The 24,101-nt window shown below is 48.1% G+C and carries 23 protein-coding genes and 2 tRNA genes; 1 reads left to right on the top strand and 24 read right to left on the bottom strand.

Annotated features, from left to right (window positions below; all coding sequences use genetic code 11):
• Positions 1–165 precede the first annotated feature (165 nt).
• Positions 166–1,818, top strand: a complete 1,653-nt coding sequence (locus QN379_RS10880; RefSeq protein WP_323506651.1) for an isovaleryl-CoA dehydrogenase — start codon at positions 166–168, stop codon at positions 1,816–1,818.
• Between the two features lie 140 nt (positions 1,819–1,958).
• Here QN379_RS10880 and QN379_RS10875 read toward each other — a convergent pair.
• The 24 genes from QN379_RS10875 to fabD all read right to left on the bottom strand — a co-directional run bounded on the left by QN379_RS10875 (position 1,959) and on the right by fabD (position 24,009).
• Positions 1,959–2,032: transfer RNA gene (locus QN379_RS10875), tRNA-Cys, on the bottom strand.
• 205 nt (positions 2,033–2,237) lie between these two features.
• Positions 2,238–2,313: transfer RNA gene (locus QN379_RS10870), tRNA-Gly, on the bottom strand.
• Positions 2,314–2,436: 123 nt separating this feature from the next.
• Entirely contained in the window at positions 2,437–3,009 is a 573-nt protein-coding gene (gene pgsA, locus QN379_RS10865; RefSeq protein WP_323506650.1) for a CDP-diacylglycerol--glycerol-3-phosphate 3-phosphatidyltransferase, read from the bottom strand.
• Between the two features lie 324 nt (positions 3,010–3,333).
• Positions 3,334–5,190, bottom strand: a complete 1,857-nt coding sequence (gene uvrC / locus QN379_RS10860; RefSeq protein WP_322232516.1) for an excinuclease ABC subunit UvrC — start codon at positions 5,188–5,190, stop codon at positions 3,334–3,336.
• Between the two features lie 36 nt (positions 5,191–5,226).
• Entirely contained in the window at positions 5,227–6,240 is a 1,014-nt protein-coding gene (gene nagZ / locus QN379_RS10855) for a beta-N-acetylhexosaminidase (protein WP_323506669.1), read from the bottom strand.
• A 173-nt stretch (positions 6,241–6,413) separates the two neighbouring features.
• Positions 6,414–6,806, bottom strand: a complete 393-nt coding sequence (gene acpS, locus QN379_RS10850) for a holo-ACP synthase (protein WP_323506648.1) — start codon at positions 6,804–6,806, stop codon at positions 6,414–6,416.
• A gap of 31 nt (positions 6,807–6,837) precedes the next feature.
• Positions 6,838–7,602, bottom strand: a complete 765-nt coding sequence (pdxJ, locus tag QN379_RS10845) for a pyridoxine 5'-phosphate synthase (RefSeq protein WP_323506645.1) — start codon at positions 7,600–7,602, stop codon at positions 6,838–6,840.
• A 118-nt stretch (positions 7,603–7,720) separates the two neighbouring features.
• Positions 7,721–8,992: a benzoate/H(+) symporter BenE family transporter gene (locus QN379_RS10840; RefSeq protein ID WP_322232519.1), complete on the bottom strand. Its 1,272-nt coding sequence runs from the start codon at positions 8,990–8,992 to the stop codon at positions 7,721–7,723.
• An 18-nt stretch (positions 8,993–9,010) separates the two neighbouring features.
• On the bottom strand, positions 9,011–10,000 hold the full coding sequence (gene recO / locus QN379_RS10835) for a DNA repair protein RecO (RefSeq protein ID WP_322232520.1): 990 nt from the start codon (positions 9,998–10,000) through the stop codon (positions 9,011–9,013).
• Positions 10,001–10,009: 9 nt separating this feature from the next.
• On the bottom strand, positions 10,010–10,921 hold the full coding sequence (gene era, locus QN379_RS10830; RefSeq protein WP_322232521.1) for a GTPase Era: 912 nt from the start codon (positions 10,919–10,921) through the stop codon (positions 10,010–10,012).
• Between the two features lie 58 nt (positions 10,922–10,979).
• Complete coding sequence (gene rnc, locus QN379_RS10825; RefSeq protein WP_322232522.1) at positions 10,980–11,972, bottom strand: ribonuclease III; 993 nt, start codon at positions 11,970–11,972, stop codon at positions 10,980–10,982.
• Positions 11,973–11,992: 20 nt separating this feature from the next.
• Positions 11,993–12,385: a DUF4845 domain-containing protein gene (locus tag QN379_RS10820; protein WP_322232523.1), complete on the bottom strand. Its 393-nt coding sequence runs from the start codon at positions 12,383–12,385 to the stop codon at positions 11,993–11,995.
• Between the two features lie 34 nt (positions 12,386–12,419).
• Positions 12,420–13,337: a signal peptidase I gene (gene lepB / locus QN379_RS10815; RefSeq protein ID WP_322232524.1), complete on the bottom strand. Its 918-nt coding sequence runs from the start codon at positions 13,335–13,337 to the stop codon at positions 12,420–12,422.
• Entirely contained in the window at positions 13,334–15,127 is a 1,794-nt protein-coding gene (lepA, locus tag QN379_RS10810; protein WP_322240161.1) for a translation elongation factor 4, read from the bottom strand. The genes lepB and lepA overlap by 4 nt, the downstream gene beginning before the upstream one ends.
• Positions 15,128–15,481: 354 nt before the next feature.
• Positions 15,482–15,760 carry a glutaredoxin family protein gene (locus tag QN379_RS10805; RefSeq protein WP_322232525.1) on the bottom strand — a complete coding sequence of 93 codons (279 nt, stop codon included), beginning with the start codon at positions 15,758–15,760 and terminating at the stop codon, positions 15,482–15,484.
• A gap of 181 nt (positions 15,761–15,941) precedes the next feature.
• A complete protein-coding gene (locus tag QN379_RS10800) occupies positions 15,942–17,447 on the bottom strand; it encodes a DegQ family serine endoprotease (RefSeq protein WP_322232526.1) in 1,506 nt (501 codons plus the stop codon).
• A 12-nt stretch (positions 17,448–17,459) separates the two neighbouring features.
• The gene (locus tag QN379_RS10795; protein ID WP_322232527.1) at positions 17,460–18,476 is read right to left on the bottom strand and encodes a MucB/RseB C-terminal domain-containing protein; all 1,017 of its coding nucleotides are present in this window, start codon (positions 18,474–18,476) and stop codon (positions 17,460–17,462) included.
• Between the two features lies 1 nt (position 18,477).
• Positions 18,478–19,116 carry a sigma-E factor negative regulatory protein gene (locus tag QN379_RS10790; protein WP_322232528.1) on the bottom strand — a complete coding sequence of 213 codons (639 nt, stop codon included), beginning with the start codon at positions 19,114–19,116 and terminating at the stop codon, positions 18,478–18,480.
• Positions 19,117–19,174: 58 nt separating this feature from the next.
• Entirely contained in the window at positions 19,175–19,804 is a 630-nt protein-coding gene (gene rpoE, locus QN379_RS10785; protein ID WP_322232529.1) for an RNA polymerase sigma factor RpoE, read from the bottom strand.
• A 42-nt stretch (positions 19,805–19,846) separates the two neighbouring features.
• Positions 19,847–20,401, bottom strand: coding sequence for a flagellar hook-length control protein (locus QN379_RS10780; protein ID WP_322232530.1), 555 nt, complete (start codon positions 20,399–20,401; stop codon positions 19,847–19,849).
• A 54-nt stretch (positions 20,402–20,455) separates the two neighbouring features.
• Positions 20,456–21,697, bottom strand: coding sequence for a beta-ketoacyl-ACP synthase II (fabF, locus tag QN379_RS10775; protein ID WP_322232531.1), 1,242 nt, complete (start codon positions 21,695–21,697; stop codon positions 20,456–20,458).
• A gap of 30 nt (positions 21,698–21,727) precedes the next feature.
• On the bottom strand, positions 21,728–21,970 hold the full coding sequence (gene acpP, locus QN379_RS10770; RefSeq protein WP_205321776.1) for an acyl carrier protein: 243 nt from the start codon (positions 21,968–21,970) through the stop codon (positions 21,728–21,730).
• Between the two features lie 233 nt (positions 21,971–22,203).
• Positions 22,204–22,968, bottom strand: a complete 765-nt coding sequence (gene fabG / locus QN379_RS10765; protein ID WP_323506644.1) for a 3-oxoacyl-ACP reductase FabG — start codon at positions 22,966–22,968, stop codon at positions 22,204–22,206.
• Positions 22,969–23,076: 108 nt separating this feature from the next.
• Positions 23,077–24,009 (bottom strand): ACP S-malonyltransferase, encoded by a 933-nt coding sequence (gene fabD / locus QN379_RS10760; protein WP_323506643.1) that lies wholly within the window; start codon positions 24,007–24,009, stop codon positions 23,077–23,079.
• Positions 24,010–24,101: the final 92 nt, after the last annotated feature.

Below are 24,101 nucleotides of genomic sequence, written 5' to 3'. Positions count from 1 at the left end.
CTCATTTTACCTTAGAGGAAGCGCTCGCAAGGATTTTAAGAAATGCCGACAAATCTGCCCCGAGTTGGCTCGCTTTTGCGCTGGCACATATAACAAATTCGGACTACGCTAACCTTGCCATGCGTTCAAACATGCAACGTCAGATCAAGCCCGCCAGGAGATGCCATGCAATCGCCCACGCACCAAGTCACTAATCAGGTCAAACCACTGACCGATAACAATTTGTATAACGACGACGCCATATTGACGGCGGGCGTGCAACGCCTGCAAGCTGGCTGGCACGCCGCAGAGCTAGCCCGTTACGGTGCAGAATTGGGTCGCGAAGAAATCTGGGCGTTGGCAGATGCAGCAAATCGTCATGCGCCAGAATTGCAGTGCTTTGACAGTTTGGGTAACCGTATCGATGCAGTCGAATTTCACCCAGCCTGGCATGCGCTATTAGGAATGTTACGTCGCGAAAACTTACACGCCTTGCCTTGGAGTGCGCCCCGCCCCGGAAGCCATGTTGCACGGGCAGCTGGCTACTTTCTCCATGCGCAGGTGGAGGCAGGATCATTGTGTCCAACTACCATGACGTTTGCCTCGATTCCTGTCTTGCAAAAGGAACCAGCCCTGTTCGCTGCCTTGCAAGCCAAATTATATGCGTGCGAACACGACGGTCGCGATCTGCCGCTAGGACAAAAAACGTCCATGCTAATTGGTATGGGCATGACTGAAAAACAAGGTGGTTCCGATGTGCGATCAAACACCACACTGGCTATTCCACTACCCGGAGGTGGCGGTCGTGGTGCAGACTACCTGTTGACAGGCCATAAATGGTTTTTTTCTGCACCGATGTGCGACGCACACATGGTATTAGCACGTACAGAATTAGGATTGAGCTGCTTTTTTGTGCCGCGCTGGCGGCCCGATGGCAGCAAAAATACCGTATTTATTCAACGACTCAAGGACAAACTCGGCAACCGTTCAAACGCTAGCAGCGAAGTCGAATTTGAAGATGCCTTTGGCATTATGGTGGGTGACGAAGGGCGCGGTATCGCTACCATCATCGAAATGGCAAATCACACACGCCTCGATTGCGTCATCGGCAGCGCCGCTCTCATGCGCCAAGCGCTTGTGCAAGCATTACATCATGCGCGTCATCGTAGCGCTTTCGGTGCCCCCTTGGCCGAACAGGCATTGATGCAAAACGTCCTCGCTGATCTGGCGCTGGAAAGCGAAGCCGCAACACTATTAATGCTACAACTTGCCAGTGCATTTGAGGCACCCAACGATCCCTTACAGCGCGCATGGAAACGCATTGTCACGCCCGCCGCAAAATTCTGGATATGCAAGCGGGCCTTAGAATTCTCAGGAGAATGTATGGAAATCTGGGGCGGCAATGGATACGTCGAAACTGGCCCGATGGCACGTTTTTACAGAGAAGCACCGGTCAACTCAATCTGGGAAGGCTCAGGCAACGTCATGTGCCTGGATGTATTGCGGGCAATCGGGCGCGAACCAGAAGGATTTACCCTGTTACTTGAACATCTGCACAGTGTCACCAGCGGCCATGCTTCTATCGGCGTGATGTTGAGCAGTCTAAAAAACTTACTTTCAACACCGCCGGATCAGCAAGAACGCAACGCTCGCCGATTGGTTCAAACCCTCATATTAACGGTCCAGGCCGCATTGATGGCGCAACATGCCCCGCCAACAATTGCCGACGCATTTATTGACAGTCGTTGCGACGCTGCGGCAGGACGTGTTTATGGGACTTTGAGCAGTGAGATCAACGCGGATGTTCAGAAACAAATCCGGAAGCGGGTAATGCCGTAATCTGAGCATTGATATGTGAAGTAATGGTTTTCGCCAAATAGAGCCTGACGATACTTATACTGGAGCGGATTTTGACACTTCAGACAAAAAAATAGCCCACTATGATGTGGGCTAAGCTCTTGATTTCATTGACTTATACTTGGAGGCGGGGGTCGGGATCGAACCGGCGTAGACGGCTTTGCAGGCCGCTGCATAACCACTTTGCTACCCCGCCATTCCTTGAAGTCAACAAGTAACAACAGTATCGGAAAATTTGCCAACTTTCCTGCTAGCACTACCATTCCTAAACTATCGGAACAGACGCACATTCTAATGCTGGTTTAAAACTGCATTAGGTCCATTTACATCTATCAACATGGCTGATAGATGCTAGCTCGGACATTAAAAAAGGAAGCTTTTTGAGCTTCCTTTTTTGAATTTGGAGCGGGAGAAGAGGCTCGAACTCTCGACCTATACCTTGGCAAGGTATCGCTCTACCAACTGAGCTACTCCCGCATTTTCTTTTGTATCCGCTACGCTGCTCTGCAACATCTACTGGAGAGACGCCATTATAGATGGTCTAAAAATGATGTCAAGCATTTTACAAAAGGTACTTAATAAAAATTCGACGCATGGTTTTTACTGCGCTTTTTCTTTAATCAGCGGCCAAGCCTTACGCAGGTAATAGAACATTGACCAAACCGTCAGTACGGTTGCGATCAACATCAATCCATGCCCAAGAAGCCGGATATCAACGCCTAATAATTTGCCGGAATACAGCAGAACTGGAATCGCAGTCATTTGGGCGGCTGTCTTAATTTTCCCTAGTGAACTAACCGCTACCGATTTAGACGCACCAATTTGTGCCATCCATTCGCGCAACGCGCTGATGGTGATTTCTCGTCCGATGATGATAAACGCAATGATCGGACTTACCCGATCCAAATTAACTAACACTAACAACGCGCCGACGACCATTAATTTATCGGCGACCGGATCTAGAAATGCGCCAAATGCCGAAGTTTGATTCCAGCGACGAGCGAGAAAACCATCGAACCAATCCGTCAAGGCTGCCACGATAAACACAATGGCCGATCCTAGCCCGATATCCGTAGCAGAAAATCCAAAATCAGGGAGATAGAACACACCAACTACCAGCGGAATGAGCGCAACGCGTAGCCAGGTCAGAAGAATAGGAAAATTAAAGGGCATAAATTATATTTAATGTTATCGCCATGAGACTAAGGGCTTAACTCTGCGTCCCACGATATTGAAACGCAAAATGCGCTGAGCGAGACCAAATTTTAGCCAACTTTCCTGCCAATAACGCGCTATTGGTCAAGAGATTGGTAAAACACGGATCGTTTAGTTCATTTCGCAGCCAATTCCTCGCAGGAGCGCAGAGCCGATCCGACAATCTTCTGGCTTATTGCTCGGTATGCTCTGTGACCAGCACTAATTATCTAGGAGTATGGCTGCAGTTGGGAAATAAAACACGGATAAACCGCCTTAATCGATTTTACGCAACAACTTAGGTCAATGGAGTTGACGATAAATATCTTCAGCCAGTTGCCGCGAAATACCCTCCACAGAAGCTAAATCATCAACACTGGCATCTGCCACCGCTCTGAGTCCTCCAAAGCGTGCTAGCAGCTTTTGGCGTCTCTTTGCACCAACGCCCTCTATCTCCTCCAAACGAGAGGTTTGACGTGCTTTAGCACGTCTAGCGCGCATGCCCGTGATGGCAAAACGATGTGCCTCATCGCGAATCTGGGCGATTAACATCAACGCAGCAGATTCTTTACCTAATTCGCGCGGCGTACGTTCGTCAGCAAAAATCAACGTCTCCAGACCTACTTTGCGGCCCTCGCCTTTAGCAACGCCGACGATCAGACTAATATCCAAACCAAGTTCGGTCAGCACTTGCCGCGCCATTTCGACCTGACCTTTGCCACCATCAACCAACACGATATCGGGCATCGTACCGCCGCCATTGGCAACTTTCTCGTAACGTCGCATCAATACCTGGCGCATCGCGGCATAATCATCGCCCGGGGTAATGTCCTTAATGTTATAACGCCGATATTCGCCATTTTGCATCGCGTGATGATGGAACACAACACACGATGCCTGCGTTGCTTCGCCAGAGGTATGACTAATATCGAAACACTCCACGCGAAAAGCATCCACATCTGGAATATCGATAGTCAGGACATCGACCAATGCGCGTGTTCGGGCCTGCTGTGAACCCTGCTCCGACAACAGACGGGTCAACGAAATTTCTGCACCCTTTTGTGCCATGTCCAACCATTGACGACGTTGGCCTTGCGGTTGGAACACCAGATTAATACGATGTCCACATTGCGCCATCAATGCCAGCATTAATGCCGGTTCGTCGATATCGAGATTCAGGATCAATGTGCCTGGAATAAAAGTATCAATATAATGTTGTGCCAGAAAAGCCTTCATGACGGAAACATCAATTGCTTCATCAGCGCCAATCAATGCGCTCTCGACATGCGTGGGGAAATATGCCCGATCCCCAAGATGGCGACCGCCGCGCACCATCGCCAGATTGACGCAGACGCGACCGCCTTGCACAATTGCGGCAATAATATCGATGTCGCTATCACCAACGATTTCCATACTCTGCTGGTGTAATACTTTAGATAAAGCACTAATCTGATTGCGTACTACAACCGCTTGTTCAAATTTTAATTCAGCCGCAAACGCGTGCATTTTTTGATCTAGTGTCGCCATCACTTCGGTTTGGCGACCCCGTAAAAATTTGGCGGCATTGTCGACATCAACGGCATAATCCTCACGCGTGATCAGATCGACACATGGAGCACTGCAACGCTGGATCTGATGCAGCAAACAAGGCCGTGTTCGATTGGCAAATACCGAGTCTTCACAGGTTCGGAGCAGAAAAACTTTCTGCAAAATTTGTATCGATTCTTTTACCGCCCATGCGCTGGGGAATGGGCCGAAATATTGATTTTTTTTATCGATTCCGCCACGGTAATATGCCATACGCGGATATTCCTGGCCACTAATCTTGAGATACGGATACGACTTATCATCTCGAAAAAGAATGTTGTAGCGCGGCTGCAAAGACTTGATTAAATTGCTTTCAAGTATCAATGCTTCAGCCTCACTGCGCGTCACAGTAGTCTCTAATCGCGCAATTTTCTGCACCATCATTGCGGTCCGTGGACTAGCAAGATTTTTCTGGAAATAACTGGAGACGCGCTTTTTTAGTTCGCGCGCTTTTCCAACGTACAAAATATTGTCGGCAGCATCGAAATAGCGATACACGCCGGGCAGATTCGGCAATTTGGCAACCGTGTCTAAAACGACTGCCATTGGATCGGGTATCTCGGAATCAATCATATTTTGAACTATTTAACATTGCTACCGCACTGGCACTCAAGCGGGAACGAGTGCGATAACCAACTTCTTGGCAGCCCGGTATTCAGCATTTTTTTGTAGCTCATCCCATTCCAGCGCGATACTCTGCGACACCAACGTTGTCAGACGGGCCGCACTGGCTTGCGATGCCGGACTAGCTTCGAGACGCAGGCCAGCCAGCAATTCATCAGCTTTATCGGGAGAGTTACAAATCATCACGACATCGCAGCCAGCGTTTAAGGCTGCATTTGCGCCCTCTAACACTGTACCAGCAGAACTAGCCGCAGCCATGCTCAAATCGTCGCTAAAAATAACACCGTTAAAGCCAACTTCTTCGCGCAGTATCGTCAGCCATTTTTTTGAAAATCCGGCTGAATGTGGATCTACTTTTGGATAAATCACGTGCGCCGGCATCACCGCCGATAAACTCATTCCGAGCCAGTCATATGGCTTGACGTCCTCTTCCATAATCTGCCGCAATGACCGCTGATCAAGCGGAATCGAGAGATGCGAATCGCCTTCTACAAAACCATGACCTGGAAAATGTTTTCCGCAGTTTGCCATCCCGGCTAACCGCAGTCCATGGCTCAAGCTTTTTGCCAATAAAGTCACTACGCGTGGGTCACGATGAAAGGCACGCTCACCGATCACGGTAGACCCACCATAATCAAGATCGAGCACTGGCGTGAACGACAAATCGATTCCGCATGCCCGCAATTCTGCGGCCAGCACAAAACCGACCGCCGTAGCCAGTTTGGTCGCGCCTAATACATCGCGGTCCCAATACTCTCCAAGCGCGCGCATTGCGGGTAGGCGTGTAAATCCATCTGTTCTGAAACGCTGCACGCGTCCGCCTTCATGATCTACCGCAATGAGTATCTTCGGACGGGCTGCACGAATAGCAGCAGTTAACGCCGTCAGTTGCGCCCTATCCTGAAAATTGCGCGTGAAGAGAATGACGCCGCCTGTGAGCGGATGTTGAATCCTTCGAATATCATCCGCAGTCAGGCTGATGCCGACGACGTCGAGCATTACTGGCCCCATTGGCTGTCGTGGCTGACTGTCGCCATCGGTTTCAATTTTTACTTTATCAATCATTACCTGATCAATTTCGACATGACCAAGCTGAAGTTGATCAATCAAAAGATGATCAGTCATTAGCGTGCTGTCTTGCTGATCCGCATTTGAAACTATTACACTCATACTCATATTTTTTCCACAATGACAAAAGCGACCGCATACTCAACTTCGTCAGTAATCGACACCTGCGCGGTCAGACCGTTCTTCAACATAAATTCTTCAAGAACACCGCTGGTGAGGACCACAGGCTTGCCGCCAGGTGCATTCAACGTCTGCATCGCGCGCCATGTCATCGGCATTCTCAGACCTATTCCGATGGCCTTGGAAAATGCTTCCTTTGCCGCAAAACGCGTCGCTAAAAATCGAATACCGCGTGCCGCTATCTTAGCTTTTCGATGATGGTATTTTACGAGTTCTTCAGGCCCCAGAATTTTTTCCGCAAAGCGGTCGCCATGACGCGACAACGCCGCTTCAATCCGTGGAATCTGAGTAATGTCAGTACCAATGCCGTAAATCATGATGTCCTTTTACATTCTGTTTAGCCGCGATTTAACTGTGACGATTCAACCGTGCCTTCACCATCAATGCTTTCATTTCACTGACCGCCGCTTTCCAACCAACAAACACCGCGTGCGCCACAATCGCATGCCCGATATTGAGTTCAGCGATGTCTGGTATCGCGGCAATCGCCTGGGCATTGGTGTAATGCAAACCATGGCCTGCGTTCACCTTCAACCCACGGATAACGCCTTCCTGGACTGCCCGCTGGACGCGCTCAAGTTCGCTACGCTGTTCGGTAGCTTGATGCGCTTCTGCATAGCGCCCAGTATGCAGTTCGATGACTGGTGCGCCGACTTCTGCCGCTGCCTGAATCTGATCCACATTGGGATCGATGAAAAGGCTCACGCGAATTCCCTCGGCTTGCAGTTGGCGTACCGCAGCTTGCACTTCGGTAAAATATTTGATGACGTCGAGGCCACCCTCGGTTGTCAATTCGTGTCGCCGCTCCGGTACCAGACACACATCTTGCGGTTTAATTTTGCAAGCGAAATCAATCATCTCTTGCGTCACGGCCGCCTCCAGGTTCATCCGGGTACGCAACAAGGGACGAATGATCTCGACGTCTGCGTCCTTAATGTGACGACGATCTTCCCTGAGATGCAATGTGATTGCATCCGCCCCAGCTTCTTCCGCCTCCAAGGCGGCCCGTAGTGGGTCCGGATAGGTTGTGCCACGCGCATTACGTAATGTTGCGACATGGTCGATATTAATGCCGAGGTCAATGACCGTTGGGGTGGGATTAAGATAGCTCATCAGTTTATGGGGTAGCAGATGGAATTAGTGGGTAGATATATTGGGCAGAGATGGTCGGTAAATAAATAGACAGTAGAATTAAAGCATAATTCAAAAGTACACCGACCTAACCGCTCTGTCATGAGTTTTGACGCAAAGAGGTCTGCACCGTAGAAGATGAAGGTCGGACAGATAGCGATGGTGGCTCCACAACGGTGGTGACAACAGCGGCAGCGTCCGAAGTTTGCGGAGCAACCCGAGCGCGCGAAGTCAGCAAAAATAAAGCAAGCGCCCCGGCCAGTAGCCCCCAGAACGCGGAACCAATACCCGCAAATGAAACACCGGATGCGGTAACTAGAAAAGTAATTAATGCAGCCTCACGCTGACTGTCATTCGACATCGCTACCTTAAGGCCATTCGCGATAGTTCCAAGTAGCGCCAGCCCCGCAATTGCCAGTATCAGTTCTTTTGGAAACGCAGCGAATAATGCCCCCACTGTTGCGCCAAATACTCCCACCAGCAAATAAAATATCCCTGCGAAAACACCAGCCCAATACCGTTTTTGTGGATCTTCATGCGCTTCTTTGCCAGTACAGATTGCTGCCGTAATGGCGGCCAGATTCAGTGAAAAACAACCAAATGGCGCGAGCAGAAAATTGGTTATTCCAGTCCACGTAATGAGTGGAGAAATCGGCACATCGTAACCCGAAGCGCGCAGCACCGCGACGCCTGGTGCGTTCTGTGATGCCATATTGACGACAAATAAAGGAATCCCTATACCTATCGCCGTTGCCCACGAAAAGGTCGGCATCGTAAATACCGGTTGGGCGAAGGCGATATGAAAATTCTCGAAATGCAATAAGCCCTGTTTCGCCGCAATCGCTATGCCAACTCCCAGTACGAGGATGATGGCATAACGTGGAATCCAGCGCTTGCACAACAGATAAGCAATAAACATGGCGAAAACCAACCAAAATTGCAGCTTCATAGCAACAAAAACATCCATGCCGAAGCGCACCAGAATACCGGCCAGCATCGCTGCGGCTATCGATAATGGAATTTTACCCATGGCCCGCTCGAACCAACCTGTCACGCCGCATATGATGCAAAGTGCTGCTGAAAATAAAAATGCCCCAATCGCCGCCGACATCGGTACGCCAGCAAGGCTGGTGATCAACAGCGCTGCGCCTGGCGTTGACCACGCGGTAACGACTGGCGTCTTGTAGCGCAATGACAAACCGATGCATGTGACGCCCATTCCCAATCCAAGCGCTAACATCCATGAGCTAATCTCAGCGGGTGTCGCACCGGCAGACGCGGCGGCCTGAAACACGATAGCTGCCGAGCTGGTAATGCCGACCAATACGGTGATGAAGCCAGCAGCCAAAGTGGACCATGGGAAATTTTTCATTCGCATTTTCTTGTTGTCTTACAATTGCATCAAATCAATCAAAATCTGGCGCGTATTTAACGGTGCGCCCCCCAAATGATAGGCCAGCAAAAATCGCATTAATACTTTGCTCTGCGCCTGCGTGTTGATATCACTGTAATCCTCGCGCGCCATATCCAGCAATGTTTTACCGCTAACTGATGGCCAGCTATCGGATAGCCGCGCCACCCTAGGTCCGCGCTCCGGATCGACCACATACAGGAGATCGGACTCGACACGCTGCCGACTACCGGTACAGATCGTAAAATCCCCGGAAACCCCGGTTTCTTTCAATAATGCGCGTTCAAACTGCCGCAAGACGATCGGTGCTGGCTCCTGATGCGCCAACTTGTTTAGCGTGACGACGTAATGATTAAACAAAGTTGGATGGGCGTCGTCCCGCGCCAACAGCTTTACCAGAAGTTCATTAAGATAAAAACCACATAATAGCGCTGACTTTTCCAATGGCAACATCCCGCCAACCCATTCGGCAGCGGTTAATGTACGGATTTCGGATTTGCCGCTCCAGCTGAGAGAAAGAGGTTGGAACGTTTGCAGCACACCACGCAGTTTCGACAGCGGACGCTTCGCACCTTTGGCTACCAAAGCAATCCGTCCATAATCGCGCGTAAATACATCCAGTATCAGACTGGTTTCGCGATGCGGATAACTATGCAGAACAAAGCCAGGTTGCCCCGCAATCCGCGACTCTGCAGAGGGACGAGTAACGCGCTTAGTTGCGACCGCGGCGGCGGCGGATGATTTTCCGCCATTAGGGGGAGTTGAATGTTGAATTGACGGTGAGTTGGCAATCAATCCAGGAGAAGGTGCAGATTCGGTTGTTGCGGCTATTGTGGTTGCACTATTTGCCAAACCAGAGGACGCGTTCTCGACAACAGCAACAAGTGTAGAGTCCGCCACCACGGTAGACAATTGTTCCGCGTGGACAGTAATTGCCTCTATAGCCGCATCAACACTGGTGGCACTCATACCGACGTCTTACTCGTAACCGTAGGCGCGCAATCCGGCTTCGTTATCGGCCCAGCCGGATTTTACTTTTACCCAAATTTCCAGATAAACCGGACCACCGAAAAGGCGCTCCATATCCAGACGGGATTGTGTCGAGATATCTTTCAAACGCGCGCCCTTTTGACCGATTACCATCGATTTATGCGTATTACGCTCAACCAGAATCGCGGCAAATACACGTCGCAAATTACCTTCCACCTCAAACTTTTCGATAAGAACAGTACTGGTGTAAGGCAACTCATCGCCAACAAAACGGAATAACTTTTCGCGCACGATTTCAGCGGCTAAAAATTTTTCGCTACGATCGGTAATGTCATCTTCGCCAAACACCGGCGGGTTAAGCGGGAGATATTTACGCGTCTCCGCTTGCAAGTTTTCCAACTGAAACCGCAGTTTGGCAGACACAGGCACAACCGCGGCAAAATCCCGTAACGCCGCAATTTTCTGGGCGAATGGCAACAACACAGCTTTGTCTTTAACGCGGTCTGACTTATTAATTACCAATATGCAAGGCACGCTAGCGGGTAAGAGCTCAAGCACTTGCTGGTCGGCTGGTCCAAAAGTACCAGCCTCAATCACAAACAAGATGACATCTGAAGCCGTCAACGTCGTCGTGACAGTGCGATTCAGCGTTTTATTCAATGCATTTGAGTGACGGGTCTGGAAACCAGGCGTGTCCACATAGACAAATTGCGTATCGGGCAAAGTTTGGATGCCGGTAATGCGGTGTCTGGTGGTCTGCGCTTTGCGCGAAGTGATACTCACTTTGGCACCGATAAGTTCATTCATCAACGTCGATTTACCAACATTGGGACGACCTACTATAGCGATGTAGCCGCAACGAAAGTCGGATGCGGGTGCCTGGGATACGGATTCTGTCATGCGGTTGTCGATTTACTCGCGGTAAGTGGTAAGGTATTTAGAGCTATTTTTAAAGCCATTAACGACGCGCAGCAACGGTAACTTTAGTACCGACTGTTGCCGTCGTAGTTGAGGTCGTTGTTGCCGCGCCCGTTTGCGCTGGTTGCGCTTTCGATACTACAGAAACGTCTGCGACGATAACTGGTGTCAAATTGGCAGGAAGCGCCGCCGCCTTAACAGGATGTTTTACAGCCTCGCTTTTAACAACATCCTTTATTGATACTGGCTTTGACAGTGCCACTTCCTTACCGGGCGCATCAGGCTGAATGGTAGCAATCCCAGCAAGTTTCAATTGGGAGGTTCTAGGCTTACTTTTTCGCGTCGCACCCGGTGTTTTTATAAAAGCTTGTTGCACTGCTTCCAAAGCTAATTTTGCAGCCGCTTGCTCACCTGCGCGACGACTTCCTCCGGTGCCAAATACTTGAATTTCTAATTTTGGAACGAGACATTCAATTTCGAATTCTTGATTATGCGCAGCTCCATGCGTCGCCACTACATTATATTGCGGTAAAGCAATTTTCTTTCCTTGCAGATATTCTTGCAATAACGTTTTAGCATCTTTACCCAACGTCTTTGGATCGACGGTATCTAAAATAGGAATATACAAGGCCCGTATTGCATCGCGCGCGACATCGAAACCAGCATCAAGGAAAATCGCGCCAAACAACGCCTCCAACGTATCTGCAAGAATGGACGGACGGCGAAAACCACCAGACTTGAGTTCGCCTTCACCCAATCGCAAAAATTGAGACAACTCCAGGCGTTGTGCAATTTCATATAACGATTGCTGCTTTACCAAATTAGCACGCACCCTGGACAAGTCACCTTCATCAATTTTGGTATAGCGGTCAAACAACAACGATGCGACAACGCAATTCAATATCGAATCGCCTAAAAACTCTAGCCGCTCGTTATGCAAGGTGCTATGACTGCGGTGCGTCAAGGCCTGCTGCAACAACGTAGCATCCTTGAATGTGTGGCCAAGCCGATTTTGCAATAATATAACGTCCATTTGGTCTACGACTTACTCCATCAATCGATGGTTTTTTTGCTAGACGAACTAGCGGTTGTTCCAGAATAGTCAATTAACAAGCTGACCGGTGCAACGATCGAAATTATTTTTCTATACGCGAAGTTAATTTCAATATCCTCGCCATTTTTGGTAATGTCCAGATCTTTACCGTGGATTGCATCGATATAGCCCACTTCGGTTTGACGATCAAATGCGTCGCGAATTTCTTTTACAGTACCGCCGCTTGATTTAACAGTTGCAACTGCTTTTTTAATCGATGTATATTCAATAATAGTAGGAATAACTTTTGCAGAAAGGACGACAATAAATCCAAGAATTGCTAACCAGACAATTAAGCCAAACAACGTAATACCCCGTTGCTGCCTCCAGGCATTCCTTGAATTTCTTGTCATTCATCGCTCCTGATACGTTATTGCGTCAAAGAATTTAATCAAAAAAAGTACCAATACGCTTCAGATTACCTAGATTCATCCACACCAAAAATGCCTTACCAACAATATTTTGATCTGGGACAAAACCCCAATAACGACTATCTTCGCTGTTATCCCGATTATCGCCCATCATGAAATACTGCCCAGAAGGAACAGTACATGCGAAGCCATCTTGATTATAAGAACAGTTTTCTTTATACGGAAAATCCTGAACACCACTTAAATTGATCGGAGGGGCTTGTTCCACCACGGCAATTTTATGATCAACATTCGACAGATTTTCTGCAAATTGCTTGGAATAATTTAAGCTATCTTCATTTAAATAGTCTGGTAATGCGGTATAGGTAAGCGCGGTGCCATTAATGGTTAAGCGCTTGTTTTTATACACTATTTTATCACCAGGAACGCCAACTACGCGTTTGATGTAATCCAATGACAAATCCTTCGGATATTTGAACACCATCACATCACCGCGTTGAGGGGTACTTACGTCAATGATTTTTTTGTTGAGGATGGGTAGCCGAATACCGTAAGTAAATTTATTCACTAGAATCAAGTCACCCACTAACAAAGTAGGGACCATTGAACTCGATGGAATTTTAAACGGCTCATAAAGAAAGGAGCGCAAGAAAAATACCATGGCAATGACGGGGAAAAAACTGCCGGAATATTCGACCCAGGTTGGCTGACGCAATAGGTTAGCTTCCAGTTCGGCGCGACCACTACTTTCTAATTTGATGCCTTCTGCACGTAATTTGACATTCCGCGCATCAAATGCTGCCAGCGCCGCATCGGCTTTAGCGCGACGTTGCGCGCGTAAATAAAATCGGTCCAAGAACCAGATAATTCCTGTTACCACCATCAGCACAAACAGAATTAACGCGAAATTTCCTAAAATTGATTGCAATGTCATTTGTCATCCACTTGTAAAATTGCGAGGAACGCTTCTTGTGGAATTTCCACCGAACCGACCTGCTTCATGCGTTTCTTACCTGCCTTTTGCTTCTCTAGCAATTTGCGCTTACGACTAATGTCGCCGCCGTAACACTTTGCCAACACGTTTTTACGAAGCGCTTTGACGTTTTCACGGGAAATAATATTCACACCAATTGCGGCCTGAATCGCGACATCAAACATTTGACGTGGAATCAGTTCACGCATCTTGGCAGCAACTGCACGCCCACGATGATTACTGTTAGAGCGATGCACAATAATCGCTAAAGCATCGACTTTTTCACTATTAATCAGCATGTCGACTTTGACCACATCGGCTGAACGATATTCTTTGAACTCATAATCCATTGACGCATAACCGCGCGAAGTGGATTTTAGGCGATCAAAAAAGTCCAAAACAATTTCAGCCATCGGCATTTCGTAGATCAGCTTCACTTGCTTGCCGTGATAGTGCATGTCTTTTTGCATACCTCGCTTCAAAGTACAGAGGGTAATAACCGACCCGACGTACTCTTGCGGCATGTATAAATTGACCGTTACGATAGGTTCACGCACCTCTTCGATTCTACTCGGCTCTGGCATTTTTGATGGATTATCGACCATCAAGATAGAACCGTCGCGCAGGACAACCTCATAAATCACCGTCGGCGCAGTGGTGATCAGATCCATATCGAATTCGCGTTCGAGCCGCTCCTGGACGATTTCCATGTGAAGCAAGCCTAGGAAACCACAGCGAAAACCAAATCCTAGTGCTTGTGAAACTTCCGGCTCATATTGCAAAGCGGCGTCATTCAGCTTCAGTTTTTCCAGTGAATCACGTAAAGCATCATACTGATTAGATTCAACCGGAAATAGACCTGCAAAAACCTGAGGCTGAACCTCTTTAAAGCCGGGTAAGGCTCCGGTGGCCGGATTATTTGCCAGCGTCACTGTGTCGCCAACCTTCGCCGCCTTTAGTTCTTTAATACCAGCAATGATGTATCCAACCTGTCCTGCAGACAACGTTTCGCGGACTTGCATTTTCGGCGTAAATACACCAATGCTTTCAGTCAGATGTTGCGAACCGGCGGCCATCAGCTGTATCTTGTCTTTAGGACGCAGGGTCCCATTCACAATGCGCACTAACATCACTACGCCAACGTAATTATCAAACCAGGAGTCTACGATCAGAGCCTGTAAAGGCGCATCCGTATTACCCTTTGGCGCGGGCACCTTAACAATAATGGTTTCGAGAATTTCACGCACGCCTAAACCAGTTTTGGCCGAGCACTGCACTGCGTCGGAGGCATCTATGCCGATAACATCTTCGATTTCTGCTTTTGCGTTCTCTGGATCGGCAGACGGCAAATCGATTTTATTAAGAACCGGCACAACTTCAAGTCCCAGGTCTAGCGCGGTGTAACAATTAGCAACGGTCTGTGCCTCGACCCCTTGTGAAGCATCGACTACCAACAATGCGCCTTCGCACGCAGACAATGAACGACTTACTTCATAACTAAAGTCGACGTGCCCTGGCGTATCGATGAGGTTCAAATTATAGATTTGCCCATCTAGTGCCTTATATGACAAGGCAGCCGTTTGCGCTTTAATGGTAATACCGCGTTCGCGCTCGATATCCATCGAATCAAGTACTTGCGCGCCCATTTCACGATCTGACAATCCTCCACAAAATTGGATGATACGATCCGCCAAAGTAGATTTACCGTGGTCAATGTGAGCAATGATGGAAAAATTACGAATGTTGTTCATTAATGTTGGTCGAGGCAATGCGATTACAAAAAAGGTGCTCTGATCCGGGCTGTTGTCGCCCAGGCGAGCACCATTTATGGCAGGATATTCAATTGACGCCATTTTACCGGATTTTAGTGGCAAAAAACTGACAAATCGGACTTGTGCGAATTCTGGTGAACAGATTTAACGGCCAGATCAACCCCAAACGTCCTACTTCGTCTTATCGAAAATATCCAGGTCTTTCGCCGCGACAAGCCATAAAATCATGAAAACGGCGTCTTAAATCACCCGGGATGCGCACCTTGGGTTCTAAAGCATCCTGACATTAAAGAAATGTTAATTATTCACACGGTTACACAGCGAAACAGTTATTCATTGCTTTAAAAAAGTGTTCACCTTGTCGGAATCCAAAAAATAATGGCAAAGTTGCACAGGTGATTGCCCTTCTTTGTTGCCGATAAGAACAGGGACTAACTCGTCGTAGAGCGCAACCAATTCCGGGGCACCGTCCACATCAATTTGCTCGACAAGGCCTTGCCCGTAAATATTAACCAGTTCTGCCATCGCGGGTAATGCTAATAATGCATGCAACATATCGTCACATAAATGACAATAAGAACGTCCCAAGAGAGTGAAAGTAATTATCGACATCGACTTCCAAAAAAATTCTCATTCGCCACTTAACCCGCGATATGCGCAAATAAAGCGATCTTGTTAGTAGAAAATAAATTACATAAAAAAAGCTGCAAACTTCACAGTCTGCAGCTTTCATCGCCTTACGGACTATTCTCGCCTGCAGCAAATATCCAGCCTTACAACCCAGCCAAACGTGTTAATTAGTTGGACGTAATGGCACAAACTGCGATGACTCACCACGGCGAACTAACACTACAGCCATTTTTTTCGATTCCAATTTAGAAACTAAAGCATTGAATTGCTTAGCATCCTTCACGTCCGTATTGTTCAAGCGCTGAATCACATCGCCAACCTGTAGACCAACGCGGGCTGCGCTTCCTTCAACTGAATCAACCAATACGCCATAATCAACTTGCATTTCTTTCTTCTTGTCGGCGCTCAAATCACTCACCACCAATCCTAATGCATTGGCTACCGGGCTCGGCTTTGCAGCATCAGCGCTACCAGCCGCGTCATCTGCCTTTTCAACTTTATCCGTTTTCATTTCCGTAATCGTCAACGCTATATCACGACTTGCACCTTTACGCCAAACAGTCAAAACGCCCTTCGTACCCGGTTTGATGTTGCCAACAATGCGCGGGAGATCATTCGCTTTTTCAATCGTCGTACCATTCAATTTCAAGATAATATCGCCTGCCTGAACCCCCGCCTTGGCTGCTGGACCATCAGACTCAACGCGTTCAACTTGTGCTCCTTGCGCTTTCGGTAAGCCCAATGATTCCGCCACCTCTTTAGTGACCTCACCAATCTGGACACCAATACGACCGCGGGTAACTTTTCCTGACGTTTTGAGTTGATCGGAAACCCGCATCGCCTCATCTATCGGTACAGCAAAAGAGATACCCATAAAGCCACCTGAGCGACTATATATCTGGGAGTTAATACCAACCACTTCCCCACGCATATTTATCAAAGGTCCACCCGAGTTACCAGGATTCACGGCCACATCGGTTTGAATCAATGGCAAATAGTCACCAGTATCACGCGCTTTTGCAGAAATAATGCCAGACGTGACCGTATTTTCAAGATCGAAAGGTGATCCTATCGCCAAAACCCATTCGCCAGCCTTGATCTTATCGGAATCGCCCATAGTCAGGCGTGGCAGGTTAGTACCTTCGATTTTCAGCAGCGCAACATCAGTGCGACTATCCGCCCCAATCACTTTAGCTTTAAATTCACGCTTATCTGTCAGCTTTACATATACTTCACTGGCCCCATCAACAACGTGGGCATTAGTCATAATGTAGCCGTCTGCTGAAATAATGAACCCTGAACCAACACCGCGCGGCACCTCTTCAGGTTGCTGCGCCTTGGCACTCGGTTTACGCCCCTTAGGAACAAGTGGTTGTGGCTTACCAGCACCGTTTGGTGGGACGCCGAAGAATCGTCGCAAAAACTCCTGCATTTCATCATCACTCGGCTGACCGGTAGCCGCCGCATCAGCTTTCGCTTTTTCGGTAGTACGAATATTGACGACAGCCGGCCCTGCTTTTTCAACGATTTCCGTGAAGTCGGGCAATCCGACCATAGGAGCCGCGACAGCAGAAGGTAGCGTGTCGAATATGACGGGAACAACAAAAGATACAGTCGCTCCTAACAAAAGTGCTGAAAAAACATGATGAGCAGTGCGAGCCATTTTCATAGTGTATAGGTCTTATTTATTTTTGAGTTCAATCGAATTGGCAACCTGACGAATTGCCACGGCAGGTACTTCACCGACAATTGTCAACCAGAAGTCACCTTGACGTTTTCCTACAATATTCAAAGCTCCTTGCTGCATCGAGCCTTCCGTGCGACTTTGACTACCCGGCTCAATAAACACCGAGATGGCAGCTAATCCATCAGAAAAAACAATTTGCGACACTTCCCGTCTAACCGGTGCTGCCCCTGAGTTCTGCGCGGGCGCATCAACTACTACACGCTTTAATTCCCGCACCTTCTTGAAACCAGGCGGCATTCCGGTAACGGCCCATTCATTCAAATTTGTGGGGCTCATCGCACTATGCTCTACATGCCAACTACTCGTATTGCCAAAACTTGATCTTATGCGGTTACGTGAAATGTTACCGATGAAAATCTCGGTGAACGAGATCTGTTCAACGATCTCGTTTTTATTATTTAACGTCTGGGCTCTCATCAGCAGACCTGACTTTTTTTCTGCCCAAAGTTTATAGCCATAACGCATTTTATCTTTGGGTTCAAGCAGAACCGCCTGACAATCATGACCCGCTACCCGACCTGATTCGCCAAGTTTGACATTGTAATAATCGGTCAAATCGCTGGGAATGGAAGCAAGGATCGCAGGAAATACATCCTGCGTAACCCGTTTCTCAATCGATAACGTCTTGGTGTCGGGCATGTAACAAGTCACGTCCTCATTGTGACGAATATATTCGCGCGGTTTGCCGTCCAACACTTCTAACTTTTCTAACTCATTGCGCCCCTCCAAGATATGCGTAATGCGTGATGTACGCATTTGATTGCCTTGTTGGTATACGAACGTGCCTGAGTAATTAAGCTTTTGTGCCGCAGACTGAATTCTTTTCAAAAGAGTCTGCGCTTCATGATTGTCGGCAAGCTTTTCTGTCGTTACTCCTTCCGCGCGCGCCGAAAGAGCAAATAAAGTCGACAAAATAATGAAAAACCGAAGCAGAAACTTAGTCTGCCGCATATTAGTTATCAGCATCAATGGCAAATGTAGCTGAGCGAGCGTATTGCGCAGTATTGTAAAGTGAAGGAGAGAAACGCTGGTGCGCCGACAAATACTCATCAATACGCGAATCGCGTAGTACTTCAGAATCTGCTGGTAATGTCACGGTTTGAGACCCATAACCCACATTAATGTTAGAAGCTGACGCCAACGTCATTTGCACCGCAGAAAGCATCGCCGGACTTGTAGACTGATTATTTACATTCATCATGTGCGGCACCGTAATAAACGCAACTGCAGCAACCGCTGCAGCCGCTGCCATACTGGGCAGAGCAAAACGTTTTAACGAGCGCGTGCCGATTGCAGCAGACCCACTGCCTATAGCAATGTGTCTCTCTGCAATCGGCACGACCGCCAGTGGTGCAGCGATCATTGCGGGCTCGGCATTCAGCCGTTCAAGCATGCGCGAAGTAAAGTCTGAACTCAATGAAAATGCCATGTCGTCAGAGCGCAATATATCGCCAATTTGATGGTAAGCATCCCACGTTGCACGCCCCTCATTTTGACGCAATGCCGCCAATGCCACATCCACGTAAGCATTAGATAATTCACCATCAGCCAAGGCAGATATCTGCTCTTGGGGTATTTCATTGGTATTCATAAGTCACCTAGTTAAAACCTGGCCAACCCCTTCGTTCCCGAAAATCGCTATTTCGCTTTTACCAACGTTTGTCGATAGCCGTACCTAATAACGGCCTCAACTTTTCTGCGATAGCTTCTCTTGCTCTAAATATTCTGCTACGTACTGTACCGATCGGACACCCCATTGCTTCCGCAATCTCGTCATAACTCAGCCCCTCAATTTCGCGCAATGTTATTGCCGTCCGAAGTTCATCCGGCAAAGCCTCCATTGCGACATTGACTGTTTGCGCTATTTGCTTGGTTGCCAACAACGACTCAGGAGTGTTTATATCCCTTAGTTGCTCTCCATCGTCAAAAGTTTCTGCATCTTCCGAATTTGATTCCGTTGATGTAGGCGCTCTGCGTCCTTGCGTCACCAAATAGTTCTTGGCGGTGTTAATTCCAATTCTATATAACCAAGTATAAAACGCAGAGTCACCTCTGAACTGAGGGAGTGCGCGATAAGCTTTAATAAAAGCTTCTTGTACAACATCCTCAGCTTCTGCTTGATCACGGACGAGCCGCGACACAAGGCGCATTAGCTTACGTTGGTATTTAATAACCAATAGCTCGAACGCTTTTTTGTCGCCGCGTTGCACGCGTTCAACAAGCAGTTGATCAATTTCGCGTTCTGTCGTCAATGCCCATTCCTTTTGCTTTTGCAACATACGCGCATGACCGAAGCATGGACAAAGTGCACTACAATAAGTTCAACCATTTGGTTGTTCATATCTTACTTTCTTTTGACCGTTCGCATGTCCACGAGATGCGATCCAACGACATGCTACAGAGATTGCCCTGAAAACATTTTCAGGTACACAGTCAGCTAGTATAACGACAGACTTTGTCCGCCCGTTATGCAATTGAAGCCGCAATAGCAGTAAATTCCCCCAAAGGGTGGATCCACTCAACAATTGCGCGGCAACTGGTACCTCAATCGTGTCGACAATCGGTGCATTAGGTAAGATTTCCACAATACTTATCTGGCCAGCGCCAGAGATGATGATACGCAGTGGTTGCGTTGTGCCTCGATAACGAAACCAAGCACCAACGCTGATCAGCAGACCCAAAACGCCAAGAATTATTCCAATTGCGGGCAAAAGACGACCGATGAAGCCTAAGCCGATTAACATGCTAATCAAGGCGGCTGCGATTGCTAATGCAGACACCAAAAGGAACAAGCGCCTGGATGGCAGCACCAACGCAGAAACCGCAATCGACATTCGAGGATTAAGTGGCGTCTCGCCGGATGGAAGAGTGTTCATTGATATACTCATTCAAGCGTCACCTGACGTTTGAATGAGTATATACGGAGCTGCTTAGGCTTTACCAAAAACCAACGTCCCGTTAGTACCGCCAAAACCAAACGAGTTTTTTACTGCAATATCAATTTTCATATCACGCGCTGTGTTGGCGCAATAATCAAGATCACATTCCGGATCTTGATTGAAAATATTGATAGTCGGCGGTGAGACCTGATGATGCAATGCCAGAATCGTAAATACCGATTCCAGGCCGCCTGCGCCACCTAACAAGTGACCTGTCATCGACTTGGTCGAGTTGACAACTAACTTGTACGCATGATCACCAAAAACAGCTTTGATCGCATTAGTTTCATTCTGATCGCCTAGCGGCGTCGATGTACCATGCGCGTTCAAATACTGCACCTGATCGCCATTTATACCTGCATCTTTAAGGGCCGAGCCGACACAACGACGAGGTCCATCGAGGTTGGGTGCCGTCATGTGGTACGCATCAGCACTCATGCCAAAACCAAGCAGTTCTGCATAAATTTTAGCACCACGGGCTATCGCATGCTCGCGCTCTTCAAGGACAAGAACACCAGCACCTTCACCTAATACGAATCCGTCGCGGTCCTTATCCCAAGGGCGGGATGCAGTTTCAGGATCATCATTACGCGATGAGAGCGCTCTTGCCGAAGCAAAACCACCCAAACCTAACGGTGAAATGCTGGCCTCAGAACCGCCGGCAATCATAACGTCAGCATCACCGTATTGAATCATACGTCCGGCCTGCCCGATACAGTGCAAGCCGGTTGTGCAAGCAGTAACTATCGCCAGATTTGGTCCTTTCAGACCGTATTTGATCGACAAGTTGCCTGAAATCATATTAATGATCGAAGCTGGAATGAAGAAGGGACTAATGCGGCGTGGACCGCGATTGGTCAACTCGACATGAGTCTCTTCAATCAGCGGCAAGCCGCCAATACCAGAGCCAATGATGACGCCGATACGTTCGGCATTTTCATCAGTGACTTCCAGGCCGCTGTCTTGCATCGCCTGAATTCCTGCTGCCATCCCATAATGGATAAAGGTGTCCATATGCCGCGCATCTTTTGCGGGCATGTAGTCCTCGACATTAAAGCCCTTTACTTCTCCTGCAAAATGCGTGGAAAAAGCAGAAGCATCAAACTTGGTGATGGCTGCGATACCGGATTTTCCTGATATGACTGCATTCCATGCATCGGCAACAGTATTGCCGACCGGTGAAATGCAACCCAGGCCAGTTATCACAACACGACGTTCACGTGAGCGAGTCAAACGATTCTCCTGGATGCGTTTAAAGCAGAACTAGGCCGCTTTAACATGCGCCTTGGCGTAGTCAATAGCCTGTTGCACAGTAGTAATTTTTTCAGCTTGTTCGTCTGGAATTTCCATGGCGAATTCATCTTCTAGTGCCATCACTAATTCTACGGTGTCGAGTGAGTCTGCACCAAGATCATCAACAAATGACGATTCAATTTTGATGTCAGCTTCTGCGACGCCAAGTTGTTCTGCGACGATTTTCTTTACACGTTGTTCGATATCAGACATGTGATGCCTCCAGTTATTAGGTTACAGAAAGTGCGCGCATTTTAGCAGATTTGCGCTGAGAAAATTTACTTTTAGCATCGGCGGTTAATAAATAGCCAACTCCTGCCAAAAGCCCTTAATTATTTACGACATACTTCACTTTACAGCTCAGGACTTCATCCAAAAATATTCGACTGAACACAATGCCCAAGCCTCGAAACATCTTAATCCAAAGACAGATTAGGACAATTTACTCAATTACAATACATACCACCGTTTACGTGTAAGGTCGTACCGGTGATATAACCAGCCTGAAGTGAGGCAAGGAAACCCACCGCCGCTGCAATATCTTCTGCAGCACCCAGTCTTCCCAGAGGAATTTGTTGTAGGAGCGCAGCGGTTTGCTGCTCACTGAGAGATTTAGTCATATCGGTATCAATAAAACCGGGTGCTACACAATTGACCGTAATGTTTCGACTACCTATCTCACGCGCCAAAGCCCGGCTCATGCCAGAGACACCCGCCTTCGATGCCGCATAATTCATTTGTCCTGGATTTCCGGTTGACCCGACTACAGAGGTAATATTGATGATCCGTCCATGTTTGGCTTTCATCATTCCACGCAATACAGCACGGGATAAACGCGCTACGGCGGTCAGATTCGTGGATATCACAGCATCCCACTCCTCATCTTTCATCCGCATAGCTAGCTGATCATGCGTAATACCGGCATTGTTCACCAAAATCGAGAGCGTTCCGAATTGTTTTTGCACCAATTCGACAACTGCCGCACAAGCTAACGCATCATTAACATTGAGTACTACACCTTGTCCACCGCCTAGTTGCTCCTCATTAAGGTACGCCGTGATAGCAGCAGCGCCGACCTCTGACGTGGCGGTACCCACAACTTTTGCACCCCGGCGCGCCAGTTCAAGCGCAATTGCACGGCCAATACCGCGCGAAGCGCCAGTAACGAGCGCCACTTGACCTTCTAAATTTTGTGTAACCGAATTTTGCATTTTAATTATGATTGTTTAGAGTGTTTATTGAGATAACTTATTAGCTAGCTTAATTAGATACTTTTTTAATTATAAATGCCATGCCAAATGCTGGCGCTGTTATAACACTTACTTCAGCAATGCCAGAACTTTATCCAATGAAGCCTGATCAAAAATCGATTCGCCCACCAATTCACCGTTAATGCGCTTGGTAAGGCTAGCAAGAACCTTGCCAGGACCGCACTCGATAACATGCGTTACGCCGCTATTACCGATTTTTTGAATCGTTTCTACCCAACGTACCGGACTGGCAGCTTGACGAACCAAAGCATCTTTAATAGATGCGGCATCAACAGCAGTTGCGACATCGACATTATTTATTAACATGATCTGCGGCGCCTCAAAAACCAGACTCTCCATGCATTCGCGCAAACGATTTGATGCAGGAACCAAAAGCGAAGAGTGAAATGGTGCTGAAACTGGTAATGACAAGGCACGTTTGGCACCTTTTAACTTCGCTGCTTCGCAGGCTCGCTCAACTGCTGCCTTGTGGCCCGCTATCACGACTTGTGCGGGCGCATTAAAGTTAACTGCCTCGACTACTTCACCCTGTGCAGCCTCTGCACAAACCGCCCTTACGTCATCGTCCGATAAACCTAAAATAGCAGCCATTCCGCCCTGCCCAACCGGCACTGCCTGTTGCATTGCCATCGCGCGAAAACGCACCAGCGGCACGGCATCTTTAAAGTTGATCACTCCGGCTGCGACCAACGCAGAATACTCACCTAAACTATGCCCTGCAACGATAGATGGGACGCCTCCACCCGCCGCTATCCAAGCCCGATAAAACGCCACGGCCGCTGTGAGCATGACAGGTTGCGTATTAGTGGTCAGATCTAAATCTTCTTTGGGTCCATCGGCGATAAGCTTCGCGAGATCAAACTGCAGTGCCTCCGAAGCTTCAGCGACAGTGTCCTGCACAACTTGATTATCCGAAAAGCCGTTCAACATACCTACCGCTTGCGAGCCCTGCCCAGGAAAAACAAATGCAAATTTAATCATACGTTTTTTATAATGCTATAAATTAATGAGGTAGACGGAAAATAAAAAAGCCAGCGTATTGGGTAATGTGTGCCAAAAAATTTCAGAAGCGA

Source organism: Glaciimonas sp. Gout2 (assembly GCF_035018905.1).
Classification (GTDB): domain Bacteria; phylum Pseudomonadota; class Gammaproteobacteria; order Burkholderiales; family Burkholderiaceae_D; genus Glaciimonas.
The sequence above is the reverse complement of the archived record's forward strand: the minus strand, read 5'-3'. Positions and strand labels throughout refer to the sequence as shown.

Excerpts from the sequence above, each read along its gene's own strand:
- acpS (WP_323506648.1), bottom strand. The coding sequence starts at position 6,806 with ATGATTTACGGCATTGGTACTGACATTACTCAGATTCCACGGATTGAA.
- lepA (WP_322240161.1), bottom strand. The coding sequence starts at position 15,127 with ATGAACAACATTCGTAATTTTTCCATCATTGCTCACATTGACCACGGT.
- QN379_RS10780 (WP_322232530.1), bottom strand. The coding sequence starts at position 20,401 with ATGAACACTCTTCCATCCGGCGAGACGCCACTTAATCCTCGAATGTCG.
- lepB (WP_322232524.1), bottom strand. The coding sequence starts at position 13,337 with ATGACATTGCAATCAATTTTAGGAAATTTCGCGTTAATTCTGTTTGTG.
- QN379_RS10805 (WP_322232525.1), bottom strand. The coding sequence starts at position 15,760 with ATGTCGATAATTACTTTCACTCTCTTGGGACGTTCTTATTGTCATTTA.
- fabG (WP_323506644.1), bottom strand. The coding sequence starts at position 22,968 with ATGCAAAATTCGGTTACACAAAATTTAGAAGGTCAAGTGGCGCTCGTT.
- pgsA (WP_323506650.1), bottom strand. The coding sequence starts at position 3,009 with ATGCCCTTTAATTTTCCTATTCTTCTGACCTGGCTACGCGTTGCGCTC.
- QN379_RS10840 (WP_322232519.1), bottom strand. The coding sequence starts at position 8,992 with ATGAAAAATTTCCCATGGTCCACTTTGGCTGCTGGCTTCATCACCGTA.
- QN379_RS10880 (WP_323506651.1), top strand. The coding sequence starts at position 166 with ATGCAATCGCCCACGCACCAAGTCACTAATCAGGTCAAACCACTGACC.
- rpoE (WP_322232529.1), bottom strand. The coding sequence starts at position 19,804 with ATGTTGCAAAAGCAAAAGGAATGGGCATTGACGACAGAACGCGAAATT.
- QN379_RS10820 (WP_322232523.1), bottom strand. The coding sequence starts at position 12,385 with ATGACAAGAAATTCAAGGAATGCCTGGAGGCAGCAACGGGGTATTACG.
- QN379_RS10790 (WP_322232528.1), bottom strand. The coding sequence starts at position 19,116 with ATGAATACCAATGAAATACCCCAAGAGCAGATATCTGCCTTGGCTGAT.
- fabD (WP_323506643.1), bottom strand. The coding sequence starts at position 24,009 with ATGATTAAATTTGCATTTGTTTTTCCTGGGCAGGGCTCGCAAGCGGTA.
- recO (WP_322232520.1), bottom strand. The coding sequence starts at position 10,000 with ATGAGTGCCACCAGTGTTGATGCGGCTATAGAGGCAATTACTGTCCAC.
- QN379_RS10795 (WP_322232527.1), bottom strand. The coding sequence starts at position 18,476 with ATGCGGCAGACTAAGTTTCTGCTTCGGTTTTTCATTATTTTGTCGACT.
- uvrC (WP_322232516.1), bottom strand. The coding sequence starts at position 5,190 with ATGATTGATTCCGAGATACCCGATCCAATGGCAGTCGTTTTAGACACG.
- era (WP_322232521.1), bottom strand. The coding sequence starts at position 10,921 with ATGACAGAATCCGTATCCCAGGCACCCGCATCCGACTTTCGTTGCGGC.
- rnc (WP_322232522.1), bottom strand. The coding sequence starts at position 11,972 with ATGGACGTTATATTATTGCAAAATCGGCTTGGCCACACATTCAAGGAT.
- QN379_RS10800 (WP_322232526.1), bottom strand. The coding sequence starts at position 17,447 with ATGAAAATGGCTCGCACTGCTCATCATGTTTTTTCAGCACTTTTGTTA.
- acpP (WP_205321776.1), bottom strand. The coding sequence starts at position 21,970 with ATGTCTGATATCGAACAACGTGTAAAGAAAATCGTCGCAGAACAACTT.
- nagZ (WP_323506669.1), bottom strand. The coding sequence starts at position 6,240 with ATGCTCGACGTCGTCGGCATCAGCCTGACTGCGGATGATATTCGAAGG.
- pdxJ (WP_323506645.1), bottom strand. The coding sequence starts at position 7,602 with ATGAGCTATCTTAATCCCACCCCAACGGTCATTGACCTCGGCATTAAT.